Origin of the sequence: Lysinibacillus sp. SGAir0095, assembly GCF_005491425.1 — a bacterium.
GTDB lineage: Bacteria > Bacillota > Bacilli > Bacillales_A > Planococcaceae > Ureibacillus.
Window position 1 is genome coordinate 872100 of sequence record NZ_CP028083.1, and the last position, 25593, is coordinate 897692.

General features: G+C 35.8%; 16 protein-coding genes. 12 read left to right on the top strand and 4 right to left on the bottom strand.

Annotation, left to right across the window (positions count from 1 at the left end; translation table 11 throughout):
• Positions 1–348: 348 nt before the first annotated feature.
• The 3 genes from C1N55_RS04395 (at position 349) to C1N55_RS04405 (ending at position 7699) form a co-directional block, all read left to right on the top strand.
• On the top strand, positions 349–2898 hold the full coding sequence (locus tag C1N55_RS04395; protein WP_137727683.1) for an S-layer homology domain-containing protein: 2550 nt from the start codon (positions 349–351) through the stop codon (positions 2896–2898).
• Between the two features lie 177 nt (positions 2899–3075).
• Entirely contained in the window at positions 3076–4071 is a 996-nt protein-coding gene (locus C1N55_RS04400; protein ID WP_168193801.1) for an acyltransferase family protein, read from the top strand.
• A gap of 382 nt (positions 4072–4453) precedes the next feature.
• Positions 4454–7699: a chitobiase/beta-hexosaminidase C-terminal domain-containing protein gene (locus tag C1N55_RS04405; RefSeq protein ID WP_137727685.1), complete on the top strand. Its 3246-nt coding sequence runs from the start codon at positions 4454–4456 to the stop codon at positions 7697–7699.
• Between the two features lie 139 nt (positions 7700–7838).
• On the opposite strand, the gene C1N55_RS04410 is transcribed toward C1N55_RS04405, so the two are convergent.
• The 3 genes from C1N55_RS04410 to C1N55_RS04425 form a co-directional block, all read right to left on the bottom strand.
• Entirely contained in the window at positions 7839–8432 is a 594-nt protein-coding gene (locus tag C1N55_RS04410) for a transposase (RefSeq protein ID WP_137727686.1), read from the bottom strand.
• 334 nt (positions 8433–8766) lie between these two features.
• Positions 8767–10224 (bottom strand): carbon starvation CstA family protein, encoded by a 1458-nt coding sequence (locus tag C1N55_RS04415; RefSeq protein WP_137727687.1) that lies wholly within the window; start codon positions 10222–10224, stop codon positions 8767–8769.
• A 524-nt stretch (positions 10225–10748) separates the two neighbouring features.
• The gene (locus C1N55_RS04425; protein ID WP_240758383.1) at positions 10749–11231 is read right to left on the bottom strand and encodes a hypothetical protein; all 483 of its coding nucleotides are present in this window, start codon (positions 11229–11231) and stop codon (positions 10749–10751) included.
• A 244-nt stretch (positions 11232–11475) separates the two neighbouring features.
• On the opposite strand from C1N55_RS04425, the gene C1N55_RS04430 reads away from it, so the two are divergent.
• The 8 genes from C1N55_RS04430 to C1N55_RS04465 all read left to right on the top strand — a co-directional run bounded on the left by C1N55_RS04430 (position 11476) and on the right by C1N55_RS04465 (position 21812).
• Complete coding sequence (locus C1N55_RS04430) at positions 11476–13023, top strand: glucosyltransferase domain-containing protein (RefSeq protein WP_137727689.1); 1548 nt, start codon at positions 11476–11478, stop codon at positions 13021–13023.
• Between the two features lie 50 nt (positions 13024–13073).
• Positions 13074–14633 (top strand): glucosyltransferase domain-containing protein, encoded by a 1560-nt coding sequence (locus tag C1N55_RS04435; RefSeq protein ID WP_137727690.1) that lies wholly within the window; start codon positions 13074–13076, stop codon positions 14631–14633.
• A 45-nt stretch (positions 14634–14678) separates the two neighbouring features.
• Positions 14679–15608: a glycosyltransferase family 2 protein gene (locus tag C1N55_RS04440; RefSeq protein WP_137727691.1), complete on the top strand. Its 930-nt coding sequence runs from the start codon at positions 14679–14681 to the stop codon at positions 15606–15608.
• 1 nt (position 15609) lies between these two features.
• On the top strand, positions 15610–16017 hold the full coding sequence (locus tag C1N55_RS04445; RefSeq protein WP_137727692.1) for a GtrA family protein: 408 nt from the start codon (positions 15610–15612) through the stop codon (positions 16015–16017).
• Positions 16018–16633: 616 nt separating this feature from the next.
• A complete protein-coding gene (locus C1N55_RS04450; protein ID WP_240758460.1) occupies positions 16634–17290 on the top strand; it encodes an S-layer homology domain-containing protein in 657 nt (218 codons plus the stop codon).
• Between the two features lie 251 nt (positions 17291–17541).
• Entirely contained in the window at positions 17542–18612 is a 1071-nt protein-coding gene (locus tag C1N55_RS04455) for a CAP and S-layer homology domain-containing protein (RefSeq protein WP_168193802.1), read from the top strand.
• 309 nt (positions 18613–18921) lie between these two features.
• Positions 18922–19863, top strand: coding sequence for a C40 family peptidase (locus tag C1N55_RS04460; RefSeq protein ID WP_137727695.1), 942 nt, complete (start codon positions 18922–18924; stop codon positions 19861–19863).
• A 239-nt stretch (positions 19864–20102) separates the two neighbouring features.
• On the top strand, positions 20103–21812 hold the full coding sequence (locus C1N55_RS04465; RefSeq protein ID WP_137727696.1) for an N-acetylmuramoyl-L-alanine amidase: 1710 nt from the start codon (positions 20103–20105) through the stop codon (positions 21810–21812).
• Positions 21813–21922: 110 nt separating this feature from the next.
• Here the strand turns inward: C1N55_RS04465 and C1N55_RS04470 are convergent, their stop codons facing one another.
• Positions 21923–23380, bottom strand: coding sequence for an O-antigen ligase family protein (locus C1N55_RS04470; protein ID WP_137727697.1), 1458 nt, complete (start codon positions 23378–23380; stop codon positions 21923–21925).
• A 191-nt stretch (positions 23381–23571) separates the two neighbouring features.
• Between C1N55_RS04470 and C1N55_RS04475 the strand changes: the two genes are divergently transcribed.
• The gene (locus C1N55_RS04475; protein ID WP_137727698.1) at positions 23572–25509 is read left to right on the top strand and encodes an S-layer homology domain-containing protein; all 1938 of its coding nucleotides are present in this window, start codon (positions 23572–23574) and stop codon (positions 25507–25509) included.
• The last annotated feature ends 84 nt before the right edge of the window (positions 25510–25593 follow it).

Genomic DNA, 25593 nt, shown 5'->3' on the forward strand with positions numbered 1-25593 from the left:
ATATGATATCAAATAATTAATTTATTATACTATCTATCTAGGTAATAACATCATTTAACTGGTTTTGATTAATATATTTTTAATTTAATTGAAAATTGTGGTGGGAATTAATTTATAGTTGAATTACTTATAAAGAAAATTAAAATTAGTATTTTTGATATGATTTGAATTTAGCTTGATTTTATTTATATTTAATAATTATATTTACTTTATTATTTGTGAACTGTTATTTCTATAGTTATTTATTGATAATTTTCCATATTTTTTATCATTTATCTATCAATCTTTCTGTAATATGATTGTTTTGTAAGACACAAACATGAAACATTTCAGGGGGATTCTTAAAGAATGACAACTAATAAACCTTTCAAATATTTTAATACAGCAATTGCAGCAGCAGTCGTTACATCTGGCGTAGCAGTAGTAGCACCGCAAGCTACTGAAGCAACGGAATTAAAGTTCTTAGATGTTAAAGTGGGTGCATATTATTATGACGCTGTGATGAGTTTGGCTGAGAGAGGGATTGTAAATGGCTATCCTGACGGTACATATGGACCCGAAAAAAGCATTACACGTGGACAAGTGGCAGTCATCTTAGCAAATGCTTTAGGCTTAGACACTTACGATGTGACAGATCCAGGATTTAAAGACGTTCCGAAATCTCATGATTATTACAGTGCCATCGCGGCATTAGCGAATGCAGGATATATCAATGGATATGAGGATGACACTTACAAACCGAGTCAACCAATCAGTCGCTATCATATGGCGTTAATACTTGCGGCAGCCTATAATTTAGAAGCAACAGATGTTGATGCACTACCATTTACAGATGTGAAAAATGATTATAAAGCGCAAGTTGCTGCTCTTTATGAGAATGGTGTAACAGCTGGTAAAACGACTACTACGTTTGGGGGTAACCAAAAAGTAACGCGTGGCCAGATGGCACTATTTATCGCAGCCGCTGAAGAAGCAGCATACCCTTCGATTACAGTATCAGAAATTAAGGATTCGAAAATACTAACAACTGATGGTGAAGTGTATAAATTTTCAGAAGATCTAGCGGGGATTTTCTCAGAAGCTAACGATGCTGCATTAAAGGATGCAGAAATTGGTTTAATCATTGAAAATGGTGTAGTAGTTGATGTTTATTACCTTATCTTAAATGCTTCAGGAACTGAATCAGCACCAGTTGTATTCGATGGAGTAGATTCATTAATTCTAGGTGACCTGTTTGTTAATGCAGACTGGATGGAAGTAAAAAACCTTACAGTAATCGGTGATTTATATTTAACAGAAGAAGTTGTCAATAGCTTCTCAACTGATATGGTCGATGTACTTGGTGACGTCTATGTTCTAGAAACTGAAGAATCTGCCGTTGCTTCACTAGATCATACATTTGTAGTGAATGCATCTGCAACAGCACCAAAATTGAATCTTGTTGACTCAAGTGTAAACTCTATAGAAGCAAACCGTAACAATCTTGTCATTACTTCAAACACAGTAATACCTGAAGTAAGAGTAGCTGAAAATGTTAATTCAATTGAATTAAATGCTGAAGTAGAAGCAGTAACTGTGAACAATGCTGAGTCTGTCCAAATCTCAGGAACAGGGACTATCAACAATTTAACAGTTAAAGAAGCTGCTCAAGTAACTTTAAATGTTCCAGGTCAGGTTAAAGAGCTTGTAGTAGCAAACAAAGATGCAAAAGTATCTTTAGGCGACAATGTAACTGTCGGTAAACTTGTTGTGCCAGCAGGTTCAGATTTCTCTACTATTATTGATAACTATAACAATTTAAAAGAAAATATTACAGAAGTCGTGAATGAAGAAGGGGCAGAAATCGATACGACTGTAGTAAGTGTCTCTACAATCGAGGGCTTCCGTGTTGCATTAGCAGATACTCACATAAAAACAATTAACCTAACAGCTAATCTAGAGAACGTATCAGAAAGAATCGTTGTTGACCGTGCTGTAACAATCAACGGTGGCGAACATACAATTAGCTTCACAAACGATATTAATGAGCTTGCCTATGGTAGCCGTCAAGGAATTACGGTTGTAGCAGATGATGTACAAATTAATGATTTAGCTGTTACATTAACGGAAAAAGCGGAGTGGCAAGGTGCTTACGCAGTACAAGTTTATAATGCACAAAATGTATTACTTAATAATATCACTACTTCAGGAGCAGATGCAGGATTACTTGTAAATGCAGCAGAAGTTGAATTAACAGGAACAACAACTGTTTCAGGCAATGAATTTGGCGGTATCGAAGTATCTAAAGGTACGGAAGAAGGCCTATCAAACGCTGACCTTATCGTGAACGGTTCTATTGCGAATGAGACGGAAGCTTATGGAGAGCCAACAATTTGGCTGGTTCATAACCAAGATCCTGCAAAAACAGCGCAAGGAACAGTTGCAGGCAGTGGTTTAGACGGTACGGTCGTTAACTATCTCGACAAAGTTGATGGATACCAAACACAATACTTCATGCAAAATGCACCAGTTCAAATAGTGAGTATGGAAGGGAAAACAACTTCCCTAGATTCAATGAATCTTGCATCAATCGAAGTGATTGCTCAGTCCGAAAAAGAGCTATATGAATTAGAAGTAGATCATAATATCACAGGATTACCAGAATTCAGTGTTTATGCAAGTGAAGAAAATCCATATGGTTCAGAGGAAGCAAAAGCACAATTCGAAGCTCTAGGCGTGATGGTGACTTATAATGCAGAGGCTAAAAAATGGACGATTGAATTCGGTTCTGAAATTTCAAATCAACTAATCGCACAAGAAGATGTAACGTTCTATGTAGTAATTGCTGACCAAAATAAATATACATTTGGTTCTATGTTCAACACTACTAGTCAAAATACTTTGAAATTACAGTTCTAATATTATAATCAGGGAAGAGAATTGGTTCAGATGACTGGACTGATTCTCTTTTTTCATCTCCAATTATCTCTTAACTAGGTAGCTTATAAATTTTGCGAAAAAGATAATTCCTAAAGAAATCATAGATTAGTGGTATAATAATTTAGTTATTGCAAAGAGAAATTGGAGTTGTACATTTTGAGAATTAAAGAATGGGATTTACTGAGAGTTGTTGCCTGCTTATCAGTCTTACTTTTACATACAACAACTTTTAATAATCAGGCAAAAGGGGCAACCGGAAATTCAGATTTGGTGCATTTTTTAAGAATACTTTTATGCTATGCCACACCAACCTTTATTTTATTGTCGATTATTATATTAGCAACTATTTATAGAAATCAAGTACCAGGAAAATTTTGGTCGAAGCGAATACAATTTTTAATTCTTCCCTTTTTATTTTGGGGAATTGTTGATGCCTTTGTATCTTTTTATGTTTCTGAAAATGCAGATTTATCCAGTATAATTTATGAAAATATCTTTACTGGTAGATTTGTAGGCTGGTTTATTTTAGTGATTCTACAGTTGTATTTATTATATTGGTGTATGGTCAAATTTAAATGGAATTCAATAATTGTGTTGCCGCTTGCAGTATTGCTCTATTTCTTGCAGCAACAATTTTTTGCCTTACCCATTGAATTTAACTATGAAAATGGACGTTTTGAAAAACTGTATGGAACCATGTGGTTAATCTATTTTGTTGCCGCTTATTTGATTGGGGTTCACTACGAAAAGATACGTCCAGTTTTAAAGAAATATAGATTTGCCACAATAATTTTCACAGCCCTTGCTGCACTCTATATTTGGACCAACTTCCAACAAGGTCAAACGGATATTCACTCCAGAAGAATGGACCTAGTTCCTTTTGTAGTGGGGATGACCAGTATGATTTTGGCATATGGACAATTGCTTCCACACTTTAAAATTGTACAAATCATAAGTAAATACGCATTTATGATCTATCTGATTCACTGGAATATCTTAAATTTAACTGTAGGCTTCTATGGAGATGCTGTAACATCGAGTCCTTTACGTATTCTACTAATGTTCACCGTCACACTAATTTTATCTATACAGACAGCCAAAATATTATCCTACCTGCCATTCGGAAAATGGATTGTGGGGAAAGTCAGATAGAAACAAGCCATGTTCGCTTAGGTGAACATGGTTTTTTCAATTTAGTTGTATATGTACCATGTCCACAAACAATTCAAGAACAATTCAGAATCGATTTGGGACCAGGTCCACACATAATTCAAGAACAATTCAGGACCAACTCCACATACAATTGCCAAGTTCAAATCAGAACTTGGCTTTTTATAGTTGTAGGACATGGTCCATAGTGAATTATTGTAATTATAGGAAAATTGATAGAAAAGTGATGCTTGTTAATTAGTTAAATGTAAAGAGGCATATTTTTCATATTTTTAGAATAATAGAAATAGGTAGTAAATTATAGAGATTACTAGATTCCCGTCTTAGAGCACGATAATTATCTTAAAAGAGGTGTAGAGAAAGTATGGAGAAGCGTAATTTGAAAAAGTCTTTGAATGTCTTTTTAGCAACAACCTTAACAGCCAGTGTGGCCCTTCCAATGGTACCAGCGTCTGTATCGGCAGAAACAGTAGCAACGGATTTAATTATTTCGGAATATATTGAGGGAAGCAGCTTTAACAAGGCAATTGAGATTTACAATGGAACGGGTGCAGCAGTTGATCTAAGCCAATATAAGATAGAGGGTTATTTCAATGGCTCTTCAACACCAAGTCAAACACTAGATTTATCGGGGACTTTAGAAAACGGGGCAACCTATGTCATTTATCATGGATCGGCTTCAGAGGAAATCAAGGCAAAAGGAAACCTATTAAATTCGTCAGTCATTAACTTTAATGGTGACGACGCAATTGTGCTAAAGAAAAATGATGAAATCATTGATTCATTAGGACAAGTCGGTGTAGATCCAGGCACAAACTGGGGAACTGATGTGAAGACAGCAGACATGACCCTTGTACGAAAAAGCTCCATCATATCTGGAGATACGAATCCATACGATGACTTTGACCCTGCCAGCCAGTGGACAGGCTATCCGACAAATACATTCTCATACCTAGGTTCTCATATTCTAGGTGACGAAGAGAACGTTACGCCAGTTGAAGGAACAATCACGGAGGTGCGAACTCTTCCTAAAGGCAGTACTGTTACAACTACAGGTATCGTAACTGCTGTTATGGGAGCAACGACTTTTATTCAGGATGAAAACTCAGGGATTGTTCTGTATGGTTATGACTTGAATGTTGAGCCTGGAGACAAAGTCCGTGCAACGGGTGAATTAACAGAATATCGTTCTTTACTAGAAATCAATGTGACACCTGAAAGTATCGAAGTGTTAGAGAAAACAACTGTACCAGAACCAGAAGTCGTGACAGCTGCCCAACTCCAAGAAGAGAAAGAAGGAAAACTTGTCACGGTTCAAAATGTAAGAATTGACTCATTAACAAGTGGAAATTTCAAGGCAACGGATGGGCAAGGCAACTCTTTTGAGTTACGCCCGACTGATTCTTCTCTACTTTCTGTTGGGACAACCTATGAGGCGATTACTGGGGTACTAGGGTCTTATAATGATATATACCAACTAATCCCTCGTAGTATTGATGATATTGTTGAAGATTCTTCTATTGTGAAACCAGTTGTCGCGACGCCTGGCGAAGGTTTAATTAAAGAAGGCGCTGGAGTAACTTTAACAAGTAGAACAGAGGGAGCAACAATTCATTACACAACAGACGGCAGTGAACCAACGACTGAAAGCTCGATTTATACTGGGCCAATCACGCTTTCAGAAGATACGACAATTAAAGCCATCGCTGTGAAAGAGGGTTTAACAGCTAGTGATGTGGCGACTTTCGACTACATGATTCAGCTTGAAGATATTCGAATTCACGATATTCAAGGGGAAGGCCATTATTCAAAATATGATGGTCTGAATGTGACGGACGTTGAAGGAATCGTCACATATGTAAATGGAAATGAATTTTATTTACAGGATTTACAGCCTGATGACAACAGCAAAACGTCTGAAGGTATTTTAGTATATAAAGGATCCCATGGCGTCAAAGTGGGGGACATCATTTCAGTTGATGGGAATGTGAAAGAATACGTAATGCCTGGTTACGCTGAGCGTTTTGATACGGACTTACCTGTTACTGAAATTGCAGCAACGACAATTGATGTAATCGGCACAGGAGAACTTCCAAAAGCAATCGTTCTAGGTGAAGATGTACAGCTCCCAACAGAGGTGATTGATAACGATGAATTATCTGTATTCGATCCTGAAGAAGATGGAATCGATTTATTTGAAAGCCTGGAAGGGATGCTCGTTGAAGTAAACAATCCAAAGGTTGTAGCATTACAAAAATATGGTGAGCTGACTGTTATTCCAGGAAATATGGAAACCAATACATCGGCAGGTGGATTACGCATCAGTGAGAATGACTACAACCCTGAAAGAATTACCATTAATATTGATGATGAACACTACCTTGCAAAAATGGGTGACTATTTTGAAGGCGCTATTCAAGGAATCGTTAGCTACGGCTATAGTTACTATCAAGTTTTAAGCAATAAAGATAATCTTCCGGAGTTAATTGATGGTGGTAATGAGCGTGAAACAACAACGATTACACCAGAAGATGATAAGTTAACAGTTGCTTCCTATAATGTTGAGAATTTCTCAACAAAAACGAATAGCGAAAAAGTTACTAAATTAGCTGAAGCAGTTGTGGCCAACCTGAAAACACCAGACATTATTGGATTAACAGAAGTACAAGATAATGATGGTGAAACGGATAGCGGAACAGTGGATGCTACTCAAAGTGCACAAGTATTAATCGATAAAATTGTTGAGTTAGGAGGTCCTGAATATGTTTACACAGATGTCGCTCCAGTTGATAAACAAGATGGAGGGGCACCTGGAGGAAATATTCGAGTAGGATTCCTTTATAATCCTGAAAGAGTGACATTAGCTGAAGGAACAAAAGGTTCGGCAACGGAAGCAGTTGCGTATGAAAATGGGCAGTTAACATTAAATCCAGGACGAATTGATCCTACAAATCTAGCATTTAATAATAGTCGTAAGCCACTAGCTGCTCAATTTAAATTTAAAGGTGAAGAGGTCATCGTTGTAGCGAACCACTTTAACTCAAAGGGGGGAGACCAGCCACTATATGGTAAAAATCAGCCACCCGTATTAGGCAGCGAAGTACAACGTATGCAAATCGCAAGCATTGTTAATGGATTTGTGAAGGAAATCTTAACAGATGATCCGAAGGCAAATGTCGTATTACTCGGGGACTTTAATGATTTTGAATTCTCGAACCCGCTTAAAACATTAAAAGGAAATGAATTAACAAATATGATCGAGTCAGTTCCTGCAGAAGAACGCTACTCTTATTCATACCAAGGGAATGCTCAAGTGTTGGACCATATTTTAGTCAATAGTAAATTGGCTTCGAAGACAAAGGTAGACATTGTGCATATCAACTCTGGTTTTATGGAAGCGCAAGGTCGTGCAAGTGACCATGATCCGGTAATGGTACAAATTAAACTTAAAAAAGACAACCAAGGACCAGGCAATGGCAAACCAGAGAAGCCGGAAAAACCAGAAAAACCTGAGAAACCTGGAAAAGAAGAAATCAAAAATAAAATTGAACAATTGAAAAAAGCAATTAGAGAGAAATTAGAAAAACTCAAAAAACTATTTGGATTTTAATTGAGTATGTACCAGGTACACAAACGATTCTGATAATTGAATGGACACTATAATAGCCAAGTTCGAATGTGAACTTGGCCTTTTAATTTGACTGAGTACCAGGTACACAAACAATTCTGATAATTGGAAAGGGAAAGAGTTATTCATCCTCTTTAGTGAGAGCATATGGTAGTGCATCTTCAGGCGTTTCACAAAATTGGATATAGTCATGTTTTGATTGAAGAGTGGGGTAAAGAAGACAATTTAAAAGGGGTTCAGTGTCAATAAATGGATAGATGGGGGTCTGTCCAAATTTGTATAAGTTATAGCTACTGTATGGATAAAGTTCCATATTGCTTACCATAGGGGTTTTTGTATTGATAGGATTACGGTGGATGTATCTGCTGACTTTTAACATGGAGAAGGGTGTGGAAACTAAATCGGAAAAATAGCGATTTTCATAGAGATGTCCTGAGTAGGAATATCTTTTTTTGAAGTAGTCACTGTAACGCCAATTAATTATTCGCATGATTTTGCTCAGTGGAACTTCGGGGGACTGTATTAGGAGATGATAATGATTTGTCATAATACAATATGCAGAAAGGGTAAATGGATACTTTTCATAAGTATTATGAAGGATTCGGTAAAATTCAAAAAAGTCTCTTTCATTTTTAAAAATTGGTTGCCGATTGTTTCCTCGCATTACAACATGATTAAAAACCTCAGGATGCCAAATTCGTCTTCTTCTAGGCAATTACTATGCCTCCTTCAATTTATATTAGATTTGTTGGAGTAAAGTTAATTAAACAATAATTGATTTCTTTCAAATTGTCTATATCTGCTAGTTTCCTATTTTCATTCAAATTTAAACTTTTAAACAAAGAACCTAGCTAAAAACAGAATATCCCATATTACAAGGACAAATTTAAACTTATAAACTTAAAATGAATTGTGTGAAAATTGTGTGTGTACCTGGTCCGCTAAATATTCTGAATTTTTCCTGAGTTGTGTGAGGACCTGGTACACAAAAAAGCCACTAAAAAAACCGCAAGCAATTCAAAATTGCTTGCGGTTCTAGTTTTTAATAATTAGGCTTCGTTTGCCTTAAAGCCTGATACGTCTTCATCCAGTAGCAAGGATGTGCCGCGTTTTTTGTGTGCAGAGGCGAAGAAGATACCTACAAGCACTGCTGCTGCGACTAGTCCACCGATGAACGATGCGTTCAGTGGAATGCCAAAGCCCATTGTTGGTTCATATAAAATATAAACGATAACCATGTAGGTCATGAAACTCGCTGGTACTGTTGCAATCCAGTGATTCTTCCTTGCAAGGAATAGATACATCGCTCCAACCCAAAGAGCGATTACTGCGGTTACTTGGTTTGCCCAAGAGAAGTAGCGCCATAAAATATTAAAATCAATTTTAGTTAAAGCATAAGAAATAACGAATAACGGAATCGCAATCCATAAACGGCTCATTATTTTTGCTTGACCGAATTTGAAGTATTCGGCAATGATCATACGAGCTGCGCGGAAAGCTGTATCTCCAGATGTAATTGGTAATACGATTACACCTAAAACCGCTAAAGTACCGCCGATTGAGCCCAACATTAATAAGGATACTTCACTTACTACTGCTGCTGGACCTCCAGCTGCAATTACTTCACTTAAGCCACCATAGCCACCGAATAGACTCATAGAAGCGGCTGCCCAAATCATGGCAATAATACCTTCTGCAATCATCATACCGTAGAAAATTTTACGACCTTGGTTTTCATTTTGCGTAGTACGCGAAATAATCGGTGTTTGTGTTGCATGGAATCCTGATAATGCACCACAAGTAATCGTAAAGAAGATTAATGGGAAGATCGGTAAATTCCCTGGGTGCATATTTTGGAACGAAAGCTCTGGAATTGGTGCACCAGTCACAATCATTCCAATTCCTACACCAAGTGCAGAAACTACTAAAAGTGCTCCGAAGTACGGATACAAGCGACCGATAATTTTATCAACAGGTAATAGTGTTGCTAAAATATAGTAAAAGAAGATAACACCAACAATCAGTGCAAGTGCTACTTTGCCATCCATTAAATTACTAATCAGCATAGCTGGTGAAGATACGAATACAGTCCCTACTAATAATAAAAGTAAAAGAGCGAAAACGTTTACAACGTGCTTCATAAACTTCCCTAAAAATTTCGATACAAGCTCTGGTAAATGTGCCCCTTTGTTTCGAATAGAAATCATACCAGTCAAGTAATCATGTACAGCCCCTGCAAAAATACATCCTACAACGATCCAGATAAATGCCACTGGACCATAAAGTGCCCCGGCGATTGGACCAAATACAGGACCAGTCCCTGCAATATTCAATAATTGAATTAATGAGTTCTTTGGTGTTGACATTGGTACATAATCGACACCATCAGCATTTACATAGGCAGGTGTTGGTCGTTTTGGTTTCTCCCCAAAAACTTTCTCGACGTACTTGCCATAAGTAAAATACCCGGCGATTAAGATTACAATACATACTAAAAACGTAATCACTTAAGACTCCCCCATCCCTTTTTAAATTTTCTTAATATTCTATCTCTAGAATGATAGTAGCATAAAATGTTATATAACAACAATATTATTTTTGTAAAATTATATAACAGTTTATTAGAATAATATTCCAATTTAAATTTTGAGTAGTATAGTCTTTATGAAGAACTAAGTAAAAGTTTAAATAGGAAGAGTTCATTTTAGTGGATTAGGGAATAAATGGATGAAATAAAATTTGCAGAAAAGCTATTGAAGCGTATAGTTATGCTGATTTTGCAATCTATTGGGCACTCACAAATTTCGAATTTATCGGACACTTTTCCGAAATTACCAGTCACATATAAAAGTTTACCAGATACTTTTTTTAAAATACCGGACATTTCATTGGAACCTGAACCAAAATTGAATCTTGGTACCAATTCCCAAGCCCAACACCCACTCCGAAAACAATAAAAGCCAGAAACCCTCCACTCTAGTGGAGTTTTCCTAGCTTTCTACCATTAAATATTTACATAGCCCTCAGCAAATCAAACAACGAATGGCTTTTTCATCTTAATCAGTCCATATATATAATAGAAGATACTACATGTAAGGATGGTTAAGACAACAAAGAGAATGGCGGTGCCAGATTCTCCCGTCCAGCGGTAGAATAGACGGTACATAAAATAGACGCCAATCACAAGCATGGCAATCGAACTAAGGAATCCGATAAAGGGAATGATTGAAATAATCGTAAGCCCGATGTAGATAAGTAAAAACTTAAGGGCATCCTTTTTAATTTCCTCAAGCGAGGGTTTAGTTGATCCAAGGGCAAAAAGAGTGTACACATTTAGTAATGGAATCCAAGACCAAAAAGCGATTTCCCCTAAACCGTTTGTTTTTGTCGTATAGAAGTAAATAATGGCAGTGATAATATAACTAAGAAGTGCAAACAAAAGCATAACGATTACAAAACCAATAAAAAAACCGCCAAACAAAATATCAGCTTCTGTTGGATACGTTTCATACATAGATGATAGCAAACCTCCAAATTGATTAGTTGTGTTACCCGAGATTTATTATATGTTTAAATAATCCGTAAAATCATGTGACTATGGATGTGATTAAAATGGTATTTCTATTTATAAATTGAAAAATTGAACATTATGTAAATACATTTACATTAAACAAAGCCATTTAGTATACTGAAACAGGTGTGTTTTTTAGGGACTATTATTTAAATATTGTAATAAAGTAAAATTTAGGAGGGTACAGATGCCAGAAAATATAGGGTCTAAACTAAGGGGGAAGATCCAATATGAATGGAAATTAGCCATTATTTCAGCATTCATCATTGGATTATTAACTCATCTATATATTTTTTTACATAGGTTACCCAACCATGATGGACTGTTAAATATTTATAGCTCACAGGCAAAGGTATCGTCGGGGCGATTCTTTTTAAGTAATGCTGCGGGATTAAGCAGTTACTTTGATATGCCCTGGGTAATTGGGTTATTTTCTATTTTATTTTTATCCCTTGCTGCTGCCTGTATTGTATGTTTATTCGAAGTGAAGAAGAAAATGGCGATTGTCCTTATTTCGGGGATTGTAGTAGCATTTCCAAGCGTTTCTGCAACATTTTCTTATATGTTTACAGCAGATGGGTATATGCTAGGAACTTTTCTAGCTGTCTTAGCGGTCCTACTAACAAAAAAGTATAAATTTGGCTTCATTATAGGGGCCGTAGCATTATGCCTTGGTGTTGGAATTTATCAGGCGAATTTGTCTGTCGCAATGGCTTTTATCACACTTTGGTTAATGCATGACATCCTTTTGAAAAAAACGACGACGAAACAACTTGGACTTAATGTCTTACGTTCAGCTTTAATGCTCGGAATTGGAATGGTCTCTTATTTAGTTGTATATAAAATCTATACTAAGTTTTTAGATGTATCCATTACAAGCTACCAAGGACTAGATAAGGTCGGTTCTGTAACACTGGATGATATTCCAAAAGTTTTTGAGACAATTGATTTAAAGCTAAAAACATTCTTTTTTAATGGGTTCGTGAACCAAGCAGATGTGAATTTATTGGAATGGTTAAATGTATTTCTACTCATTACGCTAATCATTTCTACGATTACAGTTATTGTAAAGAATAAAGTTTATAACAGTATTGTGCAAATCCTCATCTTTGTGCTTTTAGTATTGAGCTTACCGATCAGTTTCTATGTTGTCTATTTCCTTTCACCTGAAGCCGAATACCATATGCTCATGATATTTAGTATTTCATCAATCTATATCTATCTTATTTTATTGTATGATGCAGTAGAGGTAAGAAAATCGTTATGGATCGAAAAAATTAATTCATGGGCAACAGTGATTTTATTAACTGTCACGATCTATAATTTTGGCTTAATTGCCAATATCGTTTATTTTAATATGGAGCTAAAATACGAGCGTTCCATACAATTAGCCAATCGTCTAATAGATCGAGTTGAACAATTGGAAGATTACGAAGACATTAAAAAGATTCATGTAATAGGGCGTTATCGAATTGAAACGCCATTACCTTCTGTTATTATTCCACAAAAAATACCACAAATGGTTGGCTCGACTGGAGAACACCTATTAGTAGAAACTGCACATATTCAGAAAATCTTTGCTAATTTCTTGGGCTATGAGCTTCTTTTCTTAATGCCTGATGAGCTGGAAGAGATGAATGCAAGGAATGAAATAAAAGAGATGGGGATTTGGCCGGTAAAAGAATCCGTGCAAGTGATTGATGATGTTCTTGTCATAAAGTTTGAAGAACAATAATGCTTTTATTCCTTAATAAAGATTCAAAACCCCAACTATGGAGGTAAACAATGCCAGAAGAAATATTAGGTAAATTACGAAGTAAAATAAAAAATGAATGGGTATTAGCTTTTAGCTCAGCCATGATTATCGGCTTACTTACTCATCTCTATGTATTCATGCACCGATATCCGAACCATGATGGACTGCACAATTTTTATAGCACACAAGCAATGGTAACTTCAGGTCGTTTCTTTTTAGGACCTGCTAGCAGCCTAAGCTCCTATTTTGATTTACCATGGGTAATAGGGTTATTTTCTCTATTTTTTTTAGCCCTGACTTCAATTTGTTTAGTGATTCTGTTTGAGGTTAGGAAGAAAATTTCAATCGTTTTAATTTCAGGATTAGTCGTTACATTCCCAAGTGTTTCCTCTACATTCGCCTATATGTTTACTGCAGATGGTTATATGCTTGGCATCTTCATGGCTACCTTAGCTGTGGTTTTAACCAAAAAATATAAATTTGGGTTTGTATTAGGTGCCATTCTTGTTAGTTTAGCAGTGGGTGTGTATCAAGCGAATTTATCGGTTGCTTTAGTTTTTGCAACATTTTGGATTATCCATGATATCTTCTTCTCGAATCATTCCATCATGCGAATCTGGGGAAATATAATCCGATCCGGGTTAATGGTTGGGATTGGGATGGTTGGTTACTTTGTTGTCTATAAGCTTTTTACAAGCTTGCTTTCGGTTCAGATTTCAAGCTATCAAGGACTGGATAAAGTAGGCAGCCTGACAATCCATGATATTCCAAAGCGTATTTCACAAATTGTATCTGAACTAAAGACCTTCTTCTTCCGAGGATTCTTTAGCAGCTATGATGTGAATCTATTAGAAATGTTAAATGTCTTCATATTTATATTGATTTTTATTGGTGCCATTACTTTAATAGTAAAGAAAAAATTGTACCTAAATATAGGGAAACTTGTCACATTAATTCTATGTGTCATTACTTTACCGTTTACTCTCTATATTGCATATTTTGCTTCACCAAATGTTTTCTATCATATGTTAATGGTATTTAGCTTAAGCAGTACTTATATCTTCCTTGTTTTAATATATGATGCAATAGATAGTAACCAGACCACTATTTTTAAAGAAGTATTCTCGTGGGGAACAACAATTTTAATTGCATTCACGATATTTAATTTCGCGCTGATTGCAAATATTGCCTACATGAATATGGAGCTGCGTTATGAGAAATCAATTAGCTTTGCGAATCGCTTAGTGGATCGAATCGAGCAGCTGGATGAGTATGAAAATATTGAGAAAATGGCTGTCTTTGGGAATGTGGAGTTACATTCAACCTTATCAAGTGTATCGATTCCAAATCGAATTCCGACGATGACTGGCACTGTCGGAGAGACTGTTTTCTATAAACCATATAGTTATAATGAGTTGATTGAAAGCTTCTTGGGCTATTCATTGGTAGCGGCAACAGATGAGGATCTTAAAGCGATTCAACAAACGAATACCTACAAAGAGATGGGTGTTTGGCCAGCACAAGACTCTGTTCAAGTAATTAATAATACAGTAATAGTTAAATTTGAAAATATAGAAACGATTGAATGAAGTAATTAATATAGGAATGATTGCTTCATTAGAAAGGGGAACACTATGTCGTTACTATCTATAGTACTCCCGGCTTATAATGAAGAAAAAATGATTGTGAAGGCAGCAGAAGTTCTAAGCGGACTTATGGAGCAAGAAAATATAAAGGCAGAGCTTATTTTTATTAATGATGGCTCCAAGGATCAGACATGGAAAGAAATTCAAAAGGCAAGCAATTTATATGAAAATGTAAATGGTATTTGTTTTTCTCGAAACTTTGGTAAAGAGGCTGCAATATTAGCTGGCCTCGAGCATGCACAGGGGGATTGCTGTGTCGTGATGGATTGTGACCTCCAGCACCCACCTGAAGCTGTGATTGAGATGTATTCCTTATGGCAAAAGGGATTTGAGATTGTTGAAGGGGTTAAGGTATCCCGTGGAAAGGAAAGTAAAGTACATGGCCTGTTTTCAAAAAGCTTTTATAGATTGATTAATCAAGCTACAGGTTTTGATATGTCAAGATCCTCTGATTTCAAGTTACTGGACCGAAAAGTGGTTGATTCATACTTGCAATTACCGGAAAGAAAGCTTTTCTTCCGCGCGCTCTCGTTTTGGTTAGGCTATAAAAGTATTGAGGTTGAGTTTGAGGTACAGGATCGAACGGAAGGGGAGACAAAATGGTCGTTCCTTTCATTGATCAAATATGCAGTTAATAACATTACTTCATTCTCCACAGCCCCTATGCAAATTATTACAGTAATCGGTTTTTTCTTCCTTATTTTTGCGATTGTTCTTGGCATACAATCTGTTTTGAATTATATTCGCGGAGAATCTCTTGAAGGATTTACGACGGTTATTCTTTTGTTATTAGGAATTGGAAGTCTGTTGATGATCAGTATGGGAATAATCGGATTCTATATTTCGAAAATCTATGAGGAAGTAAAACGGCGACCACGTTATATTGTGTCCGTTACTACGAATAAGGACGAAGAATAAAATGACCAAGCTATTTGATTTGCTTGATGCGAAGTTTTGGAAATTTATTTTGGTAGGGATGATCAATACAATTGTGGGAACAGCCATCATGTTTGGCTTTTATAATTTCCTGCACTTTTCGTATTGGACATCTTCTGCCGCTAATTATATTTTAACAAGCATATTAAGTTATTTTTTGAATAAATATTTTACATTCCAGCATAAGGGAAGCAGCTGGAAGTCAGCATTGCGCTTTACAATCAATATTGCCATTTGTTATTTATTGGCCTATGGAATTGCTAAGCCATTGACCCTTCTTGTATTAGCTGATATGAGTCAACGTGTACAGGAAAATGTAGCGATGTTTGTGGGAATGGTCTTGTTTACATTGTTAAACTATTTAGGTCAGCGATTCTTTGCTTTTAAATAAGTGAATCACTGAGGGTAAAGACAAAGTAGTAATGCTATTCAACATTAATATAGAAGTACCCCGATTCGATTTGCTTTCATAAGCAGCTGATGATCGGGGTTCATTTTATTTTATAGGAAATAATTTAGTCAAACAGCCATGTTTTAAAGGACGGTTGCTAAATATACATGTCCTAAACAGTAGAATAGCTCGCTTCTATAAGTCGATTCGCCAACGAAAATCCTAAGAACAGTAGAATAGCCCGCTTCTATAAGCCGATTCGGCAATGAACTTCCTCCGAACAGTAGAATAGCCTGCTTTTCTAAGCCGATTCACCAAAGAACTCGCCCCAAACGTCGAATAGCCTGCTTCTATAAGCCCGTTCGTCAAAGAACAGCGTTGATAAAGTCAAATAGAAGCTTTCTATATGACATAACATACGCGGCCCTTAACCCAAACAGTTCAAACTCTACAAGTTTTCATCATCTCCATTTACCCTAAACTCACCATATTACATGAAATTCCAGAAACGAAACTAAACAACAACATCAAAAAAATATTATTTTTATAATGCTTTATAAAAAATAGTCGATATAATAGAAATAGAACCTAGCTAAAGAGGTGTTAAGATTTGAGAGTGAAAGTATCATTCATGGGAGCAATTTCAGTGATTGTTTTGTTATCCATAACAATAGCTTTTATTAGTTTTGGGCCTAAGAAAGCGGAAGCTCAAACCCCGTTTAAAGATATAAAAGGGAGCAATCATTATCATGCGATAGTGGCATTATATGACGCAAAAGTTATCACTGGAAGAACCGCAACTGAATATAAACCAAATTTAACAGTAACACGTGGCGAGACTGCACAATTTATTGTAAATGCGCTAGGTATTAATAATAATACCTCAAAGAATCCTGGTTATAGTGATGTGCCCACAACAAACCCTTACTATAATGCGATTGCAATCTTAACTGAAAAGGGCGTAGTGAGTGGGTATGGCAACGGGAAGTATGGTCCAAATGATTCTTTAACTAGATCACAAGTGGCGACTATGCTTACAAAAGCATTTGAATTAAATGTGTCCACCGTTTCAAAAACCCAGTTTACAGATATAAATAATTTAAAAGATCCAATAATTTTAAGCTATGTACAAACACTAGTGGACTATGGAATAACGGTAGGAACTACGAAAACGACATTTAGTCCATCGATGAAGCTAACACGAGGACATTTGGCGACATTTTTATATCGTGCCATCGAGAACAACAGTCTAGAAGTTATAAGTGTAGAGTAATTAATATTGTGGTGTTGTGATTTTGTCCAAATTAGGACAAGTTGCAACACTTTTTTGTTTGACTTCTAAAAAATTGGGTATAGAATAAAATAGCTTCATATTGGTAATTATTTTAATAGATAATACATAAAATATTTTTACAAGAATGATATTTTAAGAACATGATTTGCTATAATGAAGAAAAATTGGATATTTATACGAATGCTCTTCTTTGTTGGGCCTTTGATAAACATCGTTGGAGGCAGTTTACTATGTTAAAAAGAACTGTTAGTATCATCCTGTGTCTTTTGATACTTCAATTTTCAGGGGTTTTGGAAGTACAAGCCGGAAATTCTCTTGTATCTCCATTTAAAGATGTGAATACGAATCATTGGGCATTTAAGGAAATTCAAAATGTAACTTCAAAGAATTTTATGGCAAAAAGTTCAAGCAATACTTTTTCGCCAAATGGAACTATAAGCCGTGCAGACGCTGTAACGACAATTGCTCGATCGTTGAATTTAGATAAAGTAACGGATTATAAACCAAAATTTGTAGACGTGGACACAAAGGCACCGTATTATAATGCACTATCACAATTGGTGGAGCGCAGTATAGTGAAGGACGGTAAAAACTTTTATCCTAATAACAAAATCACTCGTGCTGAATTTGTTGTAATGTTAGCTAATGCCTATGAAGTGGAAATTGATGATGTGAATAAAAAATCCTTCAAAGATCTTCCGAAAAATTATTGGGCTAAAAATGATATTGAAGCTCTTGCAGATTTGGGTATCATCGGCGGAGTGGATGGAGTGAATTTTGCACCTGAAAGAAAGGTTTCTCGTGCACAGCTAGCTATTTTTATCAGTAGAGCTTTAGAATTTAAAACAAAAGTAAATAACAATCAAATTATTTATGATTATCTGTCGAAGGATTATTTAGATACGAAGCAATACTCGGACAAATGGGTGAAAGAAGTGATTGGGCTAGTAAATGAGGAGCGAGCGAAGGCAAAACTTCCGGCACTTGTTGAGGACAAGCAGTTATGTCAAATTGCTGTCGTAAAAGCGCAGGATTTCATCAAACGTGATTATTTTAGTCATTCATCGGTATTTTATGGACAACCATGGGATTTAGCCGCGGTATTTGATTATCAATTTACAAGCTTGGGAGAAAATATTGCAAAAAATTTCTACACGCCGAAAAGTGTAGTGACGGCATGGATGAACTCAGACTCACATAAAGAAAACATAATGCGCTCTCAGTATACAAATATCGGGGTAGGTATAAGAAAATCTACTGATGGATCAATGTATTGGGTGCAAATGTTCGCAAGCAAGTAATTATTGATTAATATCATCATTGTATTCTCGTACTACGTAAGTTTTATATGAGAAATTTATGGTAATAATACTGTAAAGACATACCAATTTTATATCTAATGTTACAGGTTTATTACAAAGTGTGTCGATTGAAGTCAAAATCTACTAAACTTAAAAACGCTGATTATCACGGAAACGTTGATATATCAGCGTTTTTTGTGTTTTTTAGAATCGGTTGAAAACGTTACACAATTGAAAAATTACAGATTAGTAAGATGTGTTAATCTTAAATCAAGTTAAAAAACGGTACTTTTGGGAGGAGCAATTAATATGAAGAAAAAGTGGTTACTACCTATATTTGCATCTTTTATGGTGTTATCGGCGTTTCCTGCTGATAATGTCGATGCAGCGTCACCATCAGACGTGATTTCGACAGCAAAACAATATATCAACACACCTTATAGAAGTGGTGGTACTACTGCTAGTGGATTTGATTGCTCAGGCTTTACTTCCAAAGTATTTTCGGAATTAGGTATTTCGTTAAATCGTACTTCTGGTGGACAGTATAATCAAGGTACAGCAGTTTCTAAAGCTAATCTTCAAGTTGGCGATCTAGTATTCTTTAATACTAGCGGTCGCGGTGTATCACATGTTGCCATCTATATTGGAAATGGCCAAATGATCGGTGCAGAGTCTAGTGACGGTGTTACAATTTCAAGCATCAACGACCCATATTACTGGGGGAAACGTTATGTTGGTGCGAAACGAGTTGCAAACTTTGAAGAAGAGAAAGTAGTTGCTGCTGTTGAAAAAACTGCAGAAGTAAAAAAAGCTGAAATTGATTTCAATCTTTATGCGTCTCGTGCAGAAGTAGCTGTAGCCATTGCAAAAGCGTTAGGTTTAGATACTTCAAGCACTGAAACTGGATTCAGCGATGTTAAGTCAACACATCCAAATGCGGGAGCAATTGCAGCGGTTAAAAAAGCTGGAATTTTCTCTGGTGATGCAAATGGGAAATTTAATCCTTCTTCACCAATTACTCGTTCTCAAATTGCTTTAGTATTAGTAAATGCTTTTGATTTAGAAAAAGGAAATATCTCAAAGTCCTTCTCTGATGTGAAAGTTGGAACTAAAACAGGTGATTCTATCATTGTCATGGCTTCTAATGGAATTACAACTGGTAAAGCTAATGGAACATTTGGAGTAAACGACTATGTTACAAAAACTCATTTAAATGTTTTCATCAATCATGCTTCAAAATTTGTAAAATAATTAATAGCTTACTAATATTTACCCAACTTAACCAATCCAAAACCAAAATACTGTATAAATTTTATAAAGGAGAGGGCTTGCTAATTTTAGCAGCTCTCTCTTTTAGTATATGTAGAAAAATAAACCTTTATAGGGGAAGGTTGAGAAAAAAAGAAATTTGTGTCATTTGACTGGTGTATTCATAGTATAAATTTGATAGACTAGTAGTATTCAAAGGAAAGGAGGAAACAAGAAAGAAAATGTCCGCTAAAAAAATAGTATCTATATTAGTAGCCTTATGTCTTCTTGTACCGGTTGTTGGAGCTCGTAATACAAGTGCAGCTGCTATTTTCGCAGATGTCCCTTCATCCCACGCTTTATATGAAGAAATAAACTATATTAAAAGTTTAAATATAGCGGGTGGATATAATGAAGGTGGAAAATTACTTTATAAACCTGATCTTCTAACTACTAGATCTCAAGTGACAATTATGCTGGTCAATGCAAGAGGTATAGCAAAAGTCAAAAAAGCAAAATCAAGTTATTCAGATGTCCCATCAGGCTCAGGATTATCAGAATTTGTTGAAGGAGTCACTGCCAAAGGGTTATTAGTGGAAAAGTCAACAGATGGAAAATTCTATCCTAGTTTGGCTGTTACGTTTAAAGAAGCAAGTTTATTAATTGCAAAAGCATATAATTTAGAGTTTGAAAAATATAGTACATATCCTGTACCTTTCAGTGGGATTAAAGCTTCAGATCCTTATTATAAGTACATCAGTGCGTTATATTACTCTGGAATTCTAGAGGGCGATATTGGTGAAGTAAAACCAAATCAATATATTTCACGTGGATTATTTAGCTTGTTATTAGCTCGTGCCAATAGTCCAACATTCAGACTGGAATTACCTATTCAAGGTGTTGCCGGACCTGAAGATGACGATGTAATTGGTAAAGTTGAAGTAACGGTTGATAATCTAAATGTGAGAAGCACTCCAAGTACTTCATCAACTTCTAACCGTGTAGGACAAGTTGATAAAGGAACTCAGTTTAATGTTTATGAGGATAGTAATGGTTGGTTGAAAGTTGCCTATAAAGGTGTATATGCTTATATTTCAAAAGAGTATGCCAAATATATCTCTGGGGAAACAACTACACCAGAAACGCCTACACCAGAAGAGCCAACACCGCCAACTCCTGGTGAAGATGTGAAGGCTGATACAATCGGTCGTGTAACAGTAAATAATTTAAATGTACGATCTGGCCCTGGTGCATCTTATTCATCGATCGGTAAGTTAAATACAGGGGATGAAGTAGTCGTTCAAAGCATTTCGAATTACTGGGCAAAAATTAGTTATGGTAACAAGGTCGGTTATACACATAAATCCTATTTGAAGCTGATTAATCAGACAAGTGGAGCATTGAAGAACCGAATTATCGTCCTAGATCCAGGTCATGGTGGCAAGGATCCAGGTGCAATTTCTGAATCAGCTACGGAGAAAGCTATCGTATTAAAAGTAGGCACTCTAGTTAAACAAAAATTAGAGGCAGCTGGTGCGAAAGTTGTGATGACCCGTACAGGAGATACGTATCCGACATTACAGGACCGTGTTAAAATAACGAATGATAACTATGGTGAAATCTTTGTAAGTATCCATGTTAACTCAGCAGCTTCGTCTTCTGCTAAAGGTACAGAAACTTATTATAGTGTATCTTCAGGAGACATGTATAAAGAGGATATTAATCTTGCAACAAAGATTAATAACCAAATTGTTACGAATGCCAACATGCAAAACCGTGGAGTTAAGGAACAATCATACTATGTAATTCATAATATGATTATTCCTTCAGTTTTGGTAGAGCTTGGATTTATCTCAAATAGTGATGATAAATCAAAATTAGTTAATGATAAATACGTTAGTATCTTTGCAGACTCTATCTATAAAGGGATTGTACAATACTATAGTAATTAATTAAAAACCATCTAATTAGCCGTTCCTGGTTGGTTAGATGGTTTTTTTGTATTCTTGATAATGCATAAAAAAAGTGAGATTTATCTTAACGATAAACCTCACTAGGAGTACTACTTAATTGAATATTGTTTATAGTATTTGTTTTGGATGGCAAATAATCCAAGAATGATAAAGAAGAACAGTGTATAAACTTTTAATTCCCAAATATTATAATATGCTCCAGAACAGCATGTTGATAACCAAAGACCTATCATAAAGATTCCGAATTTTGTATCGCGTTTCTTCCAGAACAGGATCAGCATAGCTATTAAGAAGACTGCGAATAAAAGTACACCTATTGCGCCTGTTTCGGCAATGATTTGAATGTATTGATTATCTGAATAGATTTTGTTTTCAAAGTAAATCGATAGGTCAATTCCATACTCTTCATAGATTGGTGAGCCATAAGAAATTGTTGCCGCACCACCAAATGTACCAAACCCTGCACCTGTGACTGGGTAATCGCTAAGTATCTCAAATCCTTTTTTAATGTAGAAGATACGGCCATTTGAAGCCATTCGCTCTATATTTTTTTCATCTAAGGTTTGATTGAAGCGGTCACCAATGCCTCCAGCAATTCCATCCGGCGCTTCAACACCTAACGCTTGAACTAGGTTTACCGCACCAATTACCGGGAAATATACAAAGGCAAATGCTGCGATACCACTAATAACCAATTGCTTGATTAATCGCCAATTTTTAGATAGTACAATGTAGACAATTCCTAATGCTACTGCGGAAATCACTGTCCCGCGAGAGAAAGTTAAAATAAAGATACCCATAAATAGAACTAAGCTTACGTTTAGTAAGGTTTTATATTCGCCATTTTTGAATAAATTCTTTAGGAACAACACGGCGATAATGCTGAACATTAAGATTAAGGCTAATGAATTCGGATTACCCGGTAATCCATAAATACGGGACATATTCTCAGCGGATAGGACTGTGTGCTCCCAGTAATAAGGTAGTAGCCATCTTCGAATGGAAACCTTTTCGATAATACCATGTAAAGATAATAACCAACCTAATCCAACAGCAGTCCAAGCTAATTTGACCATCCATTTATCCGGAAGCTGTGTACGAGATAGGAAGTAGTAAATTAAGTACATGATAAGGAATGTACGAACTTGGAACAAGACTGCCCCGATACTAACTCCATTCATATAACCGATAATTGAGCCGAATATTAAAAATGCAAAGAATGCCCATTCAAATAATTTGAACTTTAATAATCCTTTAAGGTCGAATTTGCTCGAAATTAGAAGTTTAATTAGTAAGACTAATGTAATTAAATCTCCAATGTATTTTAATCCTGGATTTATTTCTACCAAGAATGGTCGAACTGATACGTAGACCACTAAATATAATAGACCTTCAAAGGGTTTCATGAAAGTAAATACGATAAATACAATACTCGTCACAATGATGGCCACTTTACTTGGAAGGGCAAGTGCGACAAAGGTGAAAAGTACAAGTAGAAATATGGATAGGAAATCCCTTGAAAGTAAAGTTTCCTTTAAACGCTGCATATAAAAATTCCTTTCGTTTGTAATTCTGCTGCAAATAATTATACCATCCTCTAGTCATTATACATAACATAATCTAAAGAAATTATTAAATCAATCCTCTCATTATATTAAAATTCAATTACAAGTCTTCTTTTCTTAATAAGTATTTGATAGAATAAAACTAGTATAATAGAAGAGGAGAAAATGTGCGTATGAAAAAGTTGATAGCTGTTATTTTTTCATTGTCATTGGTCTTTACATTCGCTCAAAATTCGAGCGCAAATGACATTGATGAACACTGGGCAGAACCATATTTAACATATTTAATCCAAAATAATGTAGTCAATGCGGAAAATGGTAACTACTATCCGGATAGACAGATTACGAGAGCAGAATTTGCTAGTTTTATAGCAAGATCTTTAAAACTAACTGAAACCTCAACAAAGAAATTTACCGATGTTCCTCCGTCTTATCAATATGCAGACGATATTTCAAAAGCAGCCCAAGCTGGAATTATTAGTGGGTATACAGATGGCACATTTAAGCCAACTGCAAAAATCTCACGTCAGCATATGGCGGTAATGTTAAATTCCGCTTTAAATCACATGGGAATGCCAAGTAAATCAGCTACATTGAAATATGCTGATACCAGCAAAATCTTAAAAAATTATGTAGATGCAGTAAATACAACAACAGCTTATGGACTATTTTCAGGTTCTCCAGCTGCCAATGGATCATACTATTTCAATCCAAGTAATAATGCGTCAAGAGCACATGCTTCAGTGGTTGTCACTCAACTTGTTACACAAATTGCAACAATTAAACCTGAATCTGGATTGCAAATACCGGAGATCAACACAGACAAGTATGAACTTAAAAAAGTAGTAAATGGACAAGCCGAGACAATTAAAACGGCAGGTACATATGAAGAGGTATTATCAAGCTTTAGTCTATCAAGTGGACATATAATTTCTCTAAATGGTAAGAACGTTAAGATTTCTTACGGTCTGGCAACTACAAATCAGTTAACAAATATTTATAGCAGTAATAAGGTGACAGCGATTACTTATGTAGAATCTGGTGCTGAACTACTCTATAAAAATGTTGATAGTAACCTACAATGGGTTGAGGTTCAAGTAGCTGGTAAAACAGGATATGTTCGATTATCCGATGTCACTTTAACACCATATGGATTGTTAGCTGGTCGTAACTCTTACAAGGTAGAGGGTGGATTACTTAAGCACAATCTCTATAATCATGTGACGAAAAGAGCTGCTTCCTATACTGCTGGAAATGCACCTAGCTTCCTAAAAGAAGGGCAAACGTATTATAGCTTTGATGGTGCTACATTCATTGACAAAAATAGTCAAACTGTTGGAACAGCGTACAACTATTATCAATACCTTCCTGTTCACGCAAAAACAAACTATACAGCTGCTGAAATTGATAGCTATATTCTAGCTAAGCTAACAGAATATGAAAATAAAGCAAATCAAAATCTTTCAGGCTACAGTATCTATAAAGATGCTACGAAAAAAAGTAAGTTAATAGGTATCGGTTCCCTCTTGAAAAAAATGGAAGAAACATATAATGTTAATGCTATGATGGTTCTTTCATTAGCTATCAATGAGAGTGCTTATGGTATGAGTGATCGTGCTCAATTAGAGAATAACCTATTTGGTTTATATGTTTACGATACGAATCCATTATTGAAGAAATTTGAGTCCGTAGAGTTGAACGTTAAAGAGTTAATCACAAAGTTCTGGAAAGCGAATTATATCCCACCAAACGCAAAATACGCGAGTGGAGCAGTACTGGGTAATAAAAACATTGGCTTTAACGTGAGATATGCTTCTGACCCATATTGGGGAGCAAAAGCAGCTGGACATTACTATCAAATGGACAAAGCAATGGGATTAAAAGATGCTAATGCGAATTATAAAATTGGTCTTACAAATACTTCTGGTTTAAATGTAAGAACTGGCGCTGGTACGTCTAATCCAAAAATATTCACATATTCGTCGGCAAACCTGCCAGTCTTGGTTGTAGGTGAACAGAGCGGTTGGTACAACATTGTCTCTGACTTAACAGGACTGCCAAATGGTTATGTCTCTGGAGAATATGTAGACATACTACCTACCTATAAGTAAACCATTTTAGCTGTTTCATAGAGGATAGAACTATTAAATAGATTGAGAGCATTATTCTAGTTCTCAAAACTTATTTAACCTCTA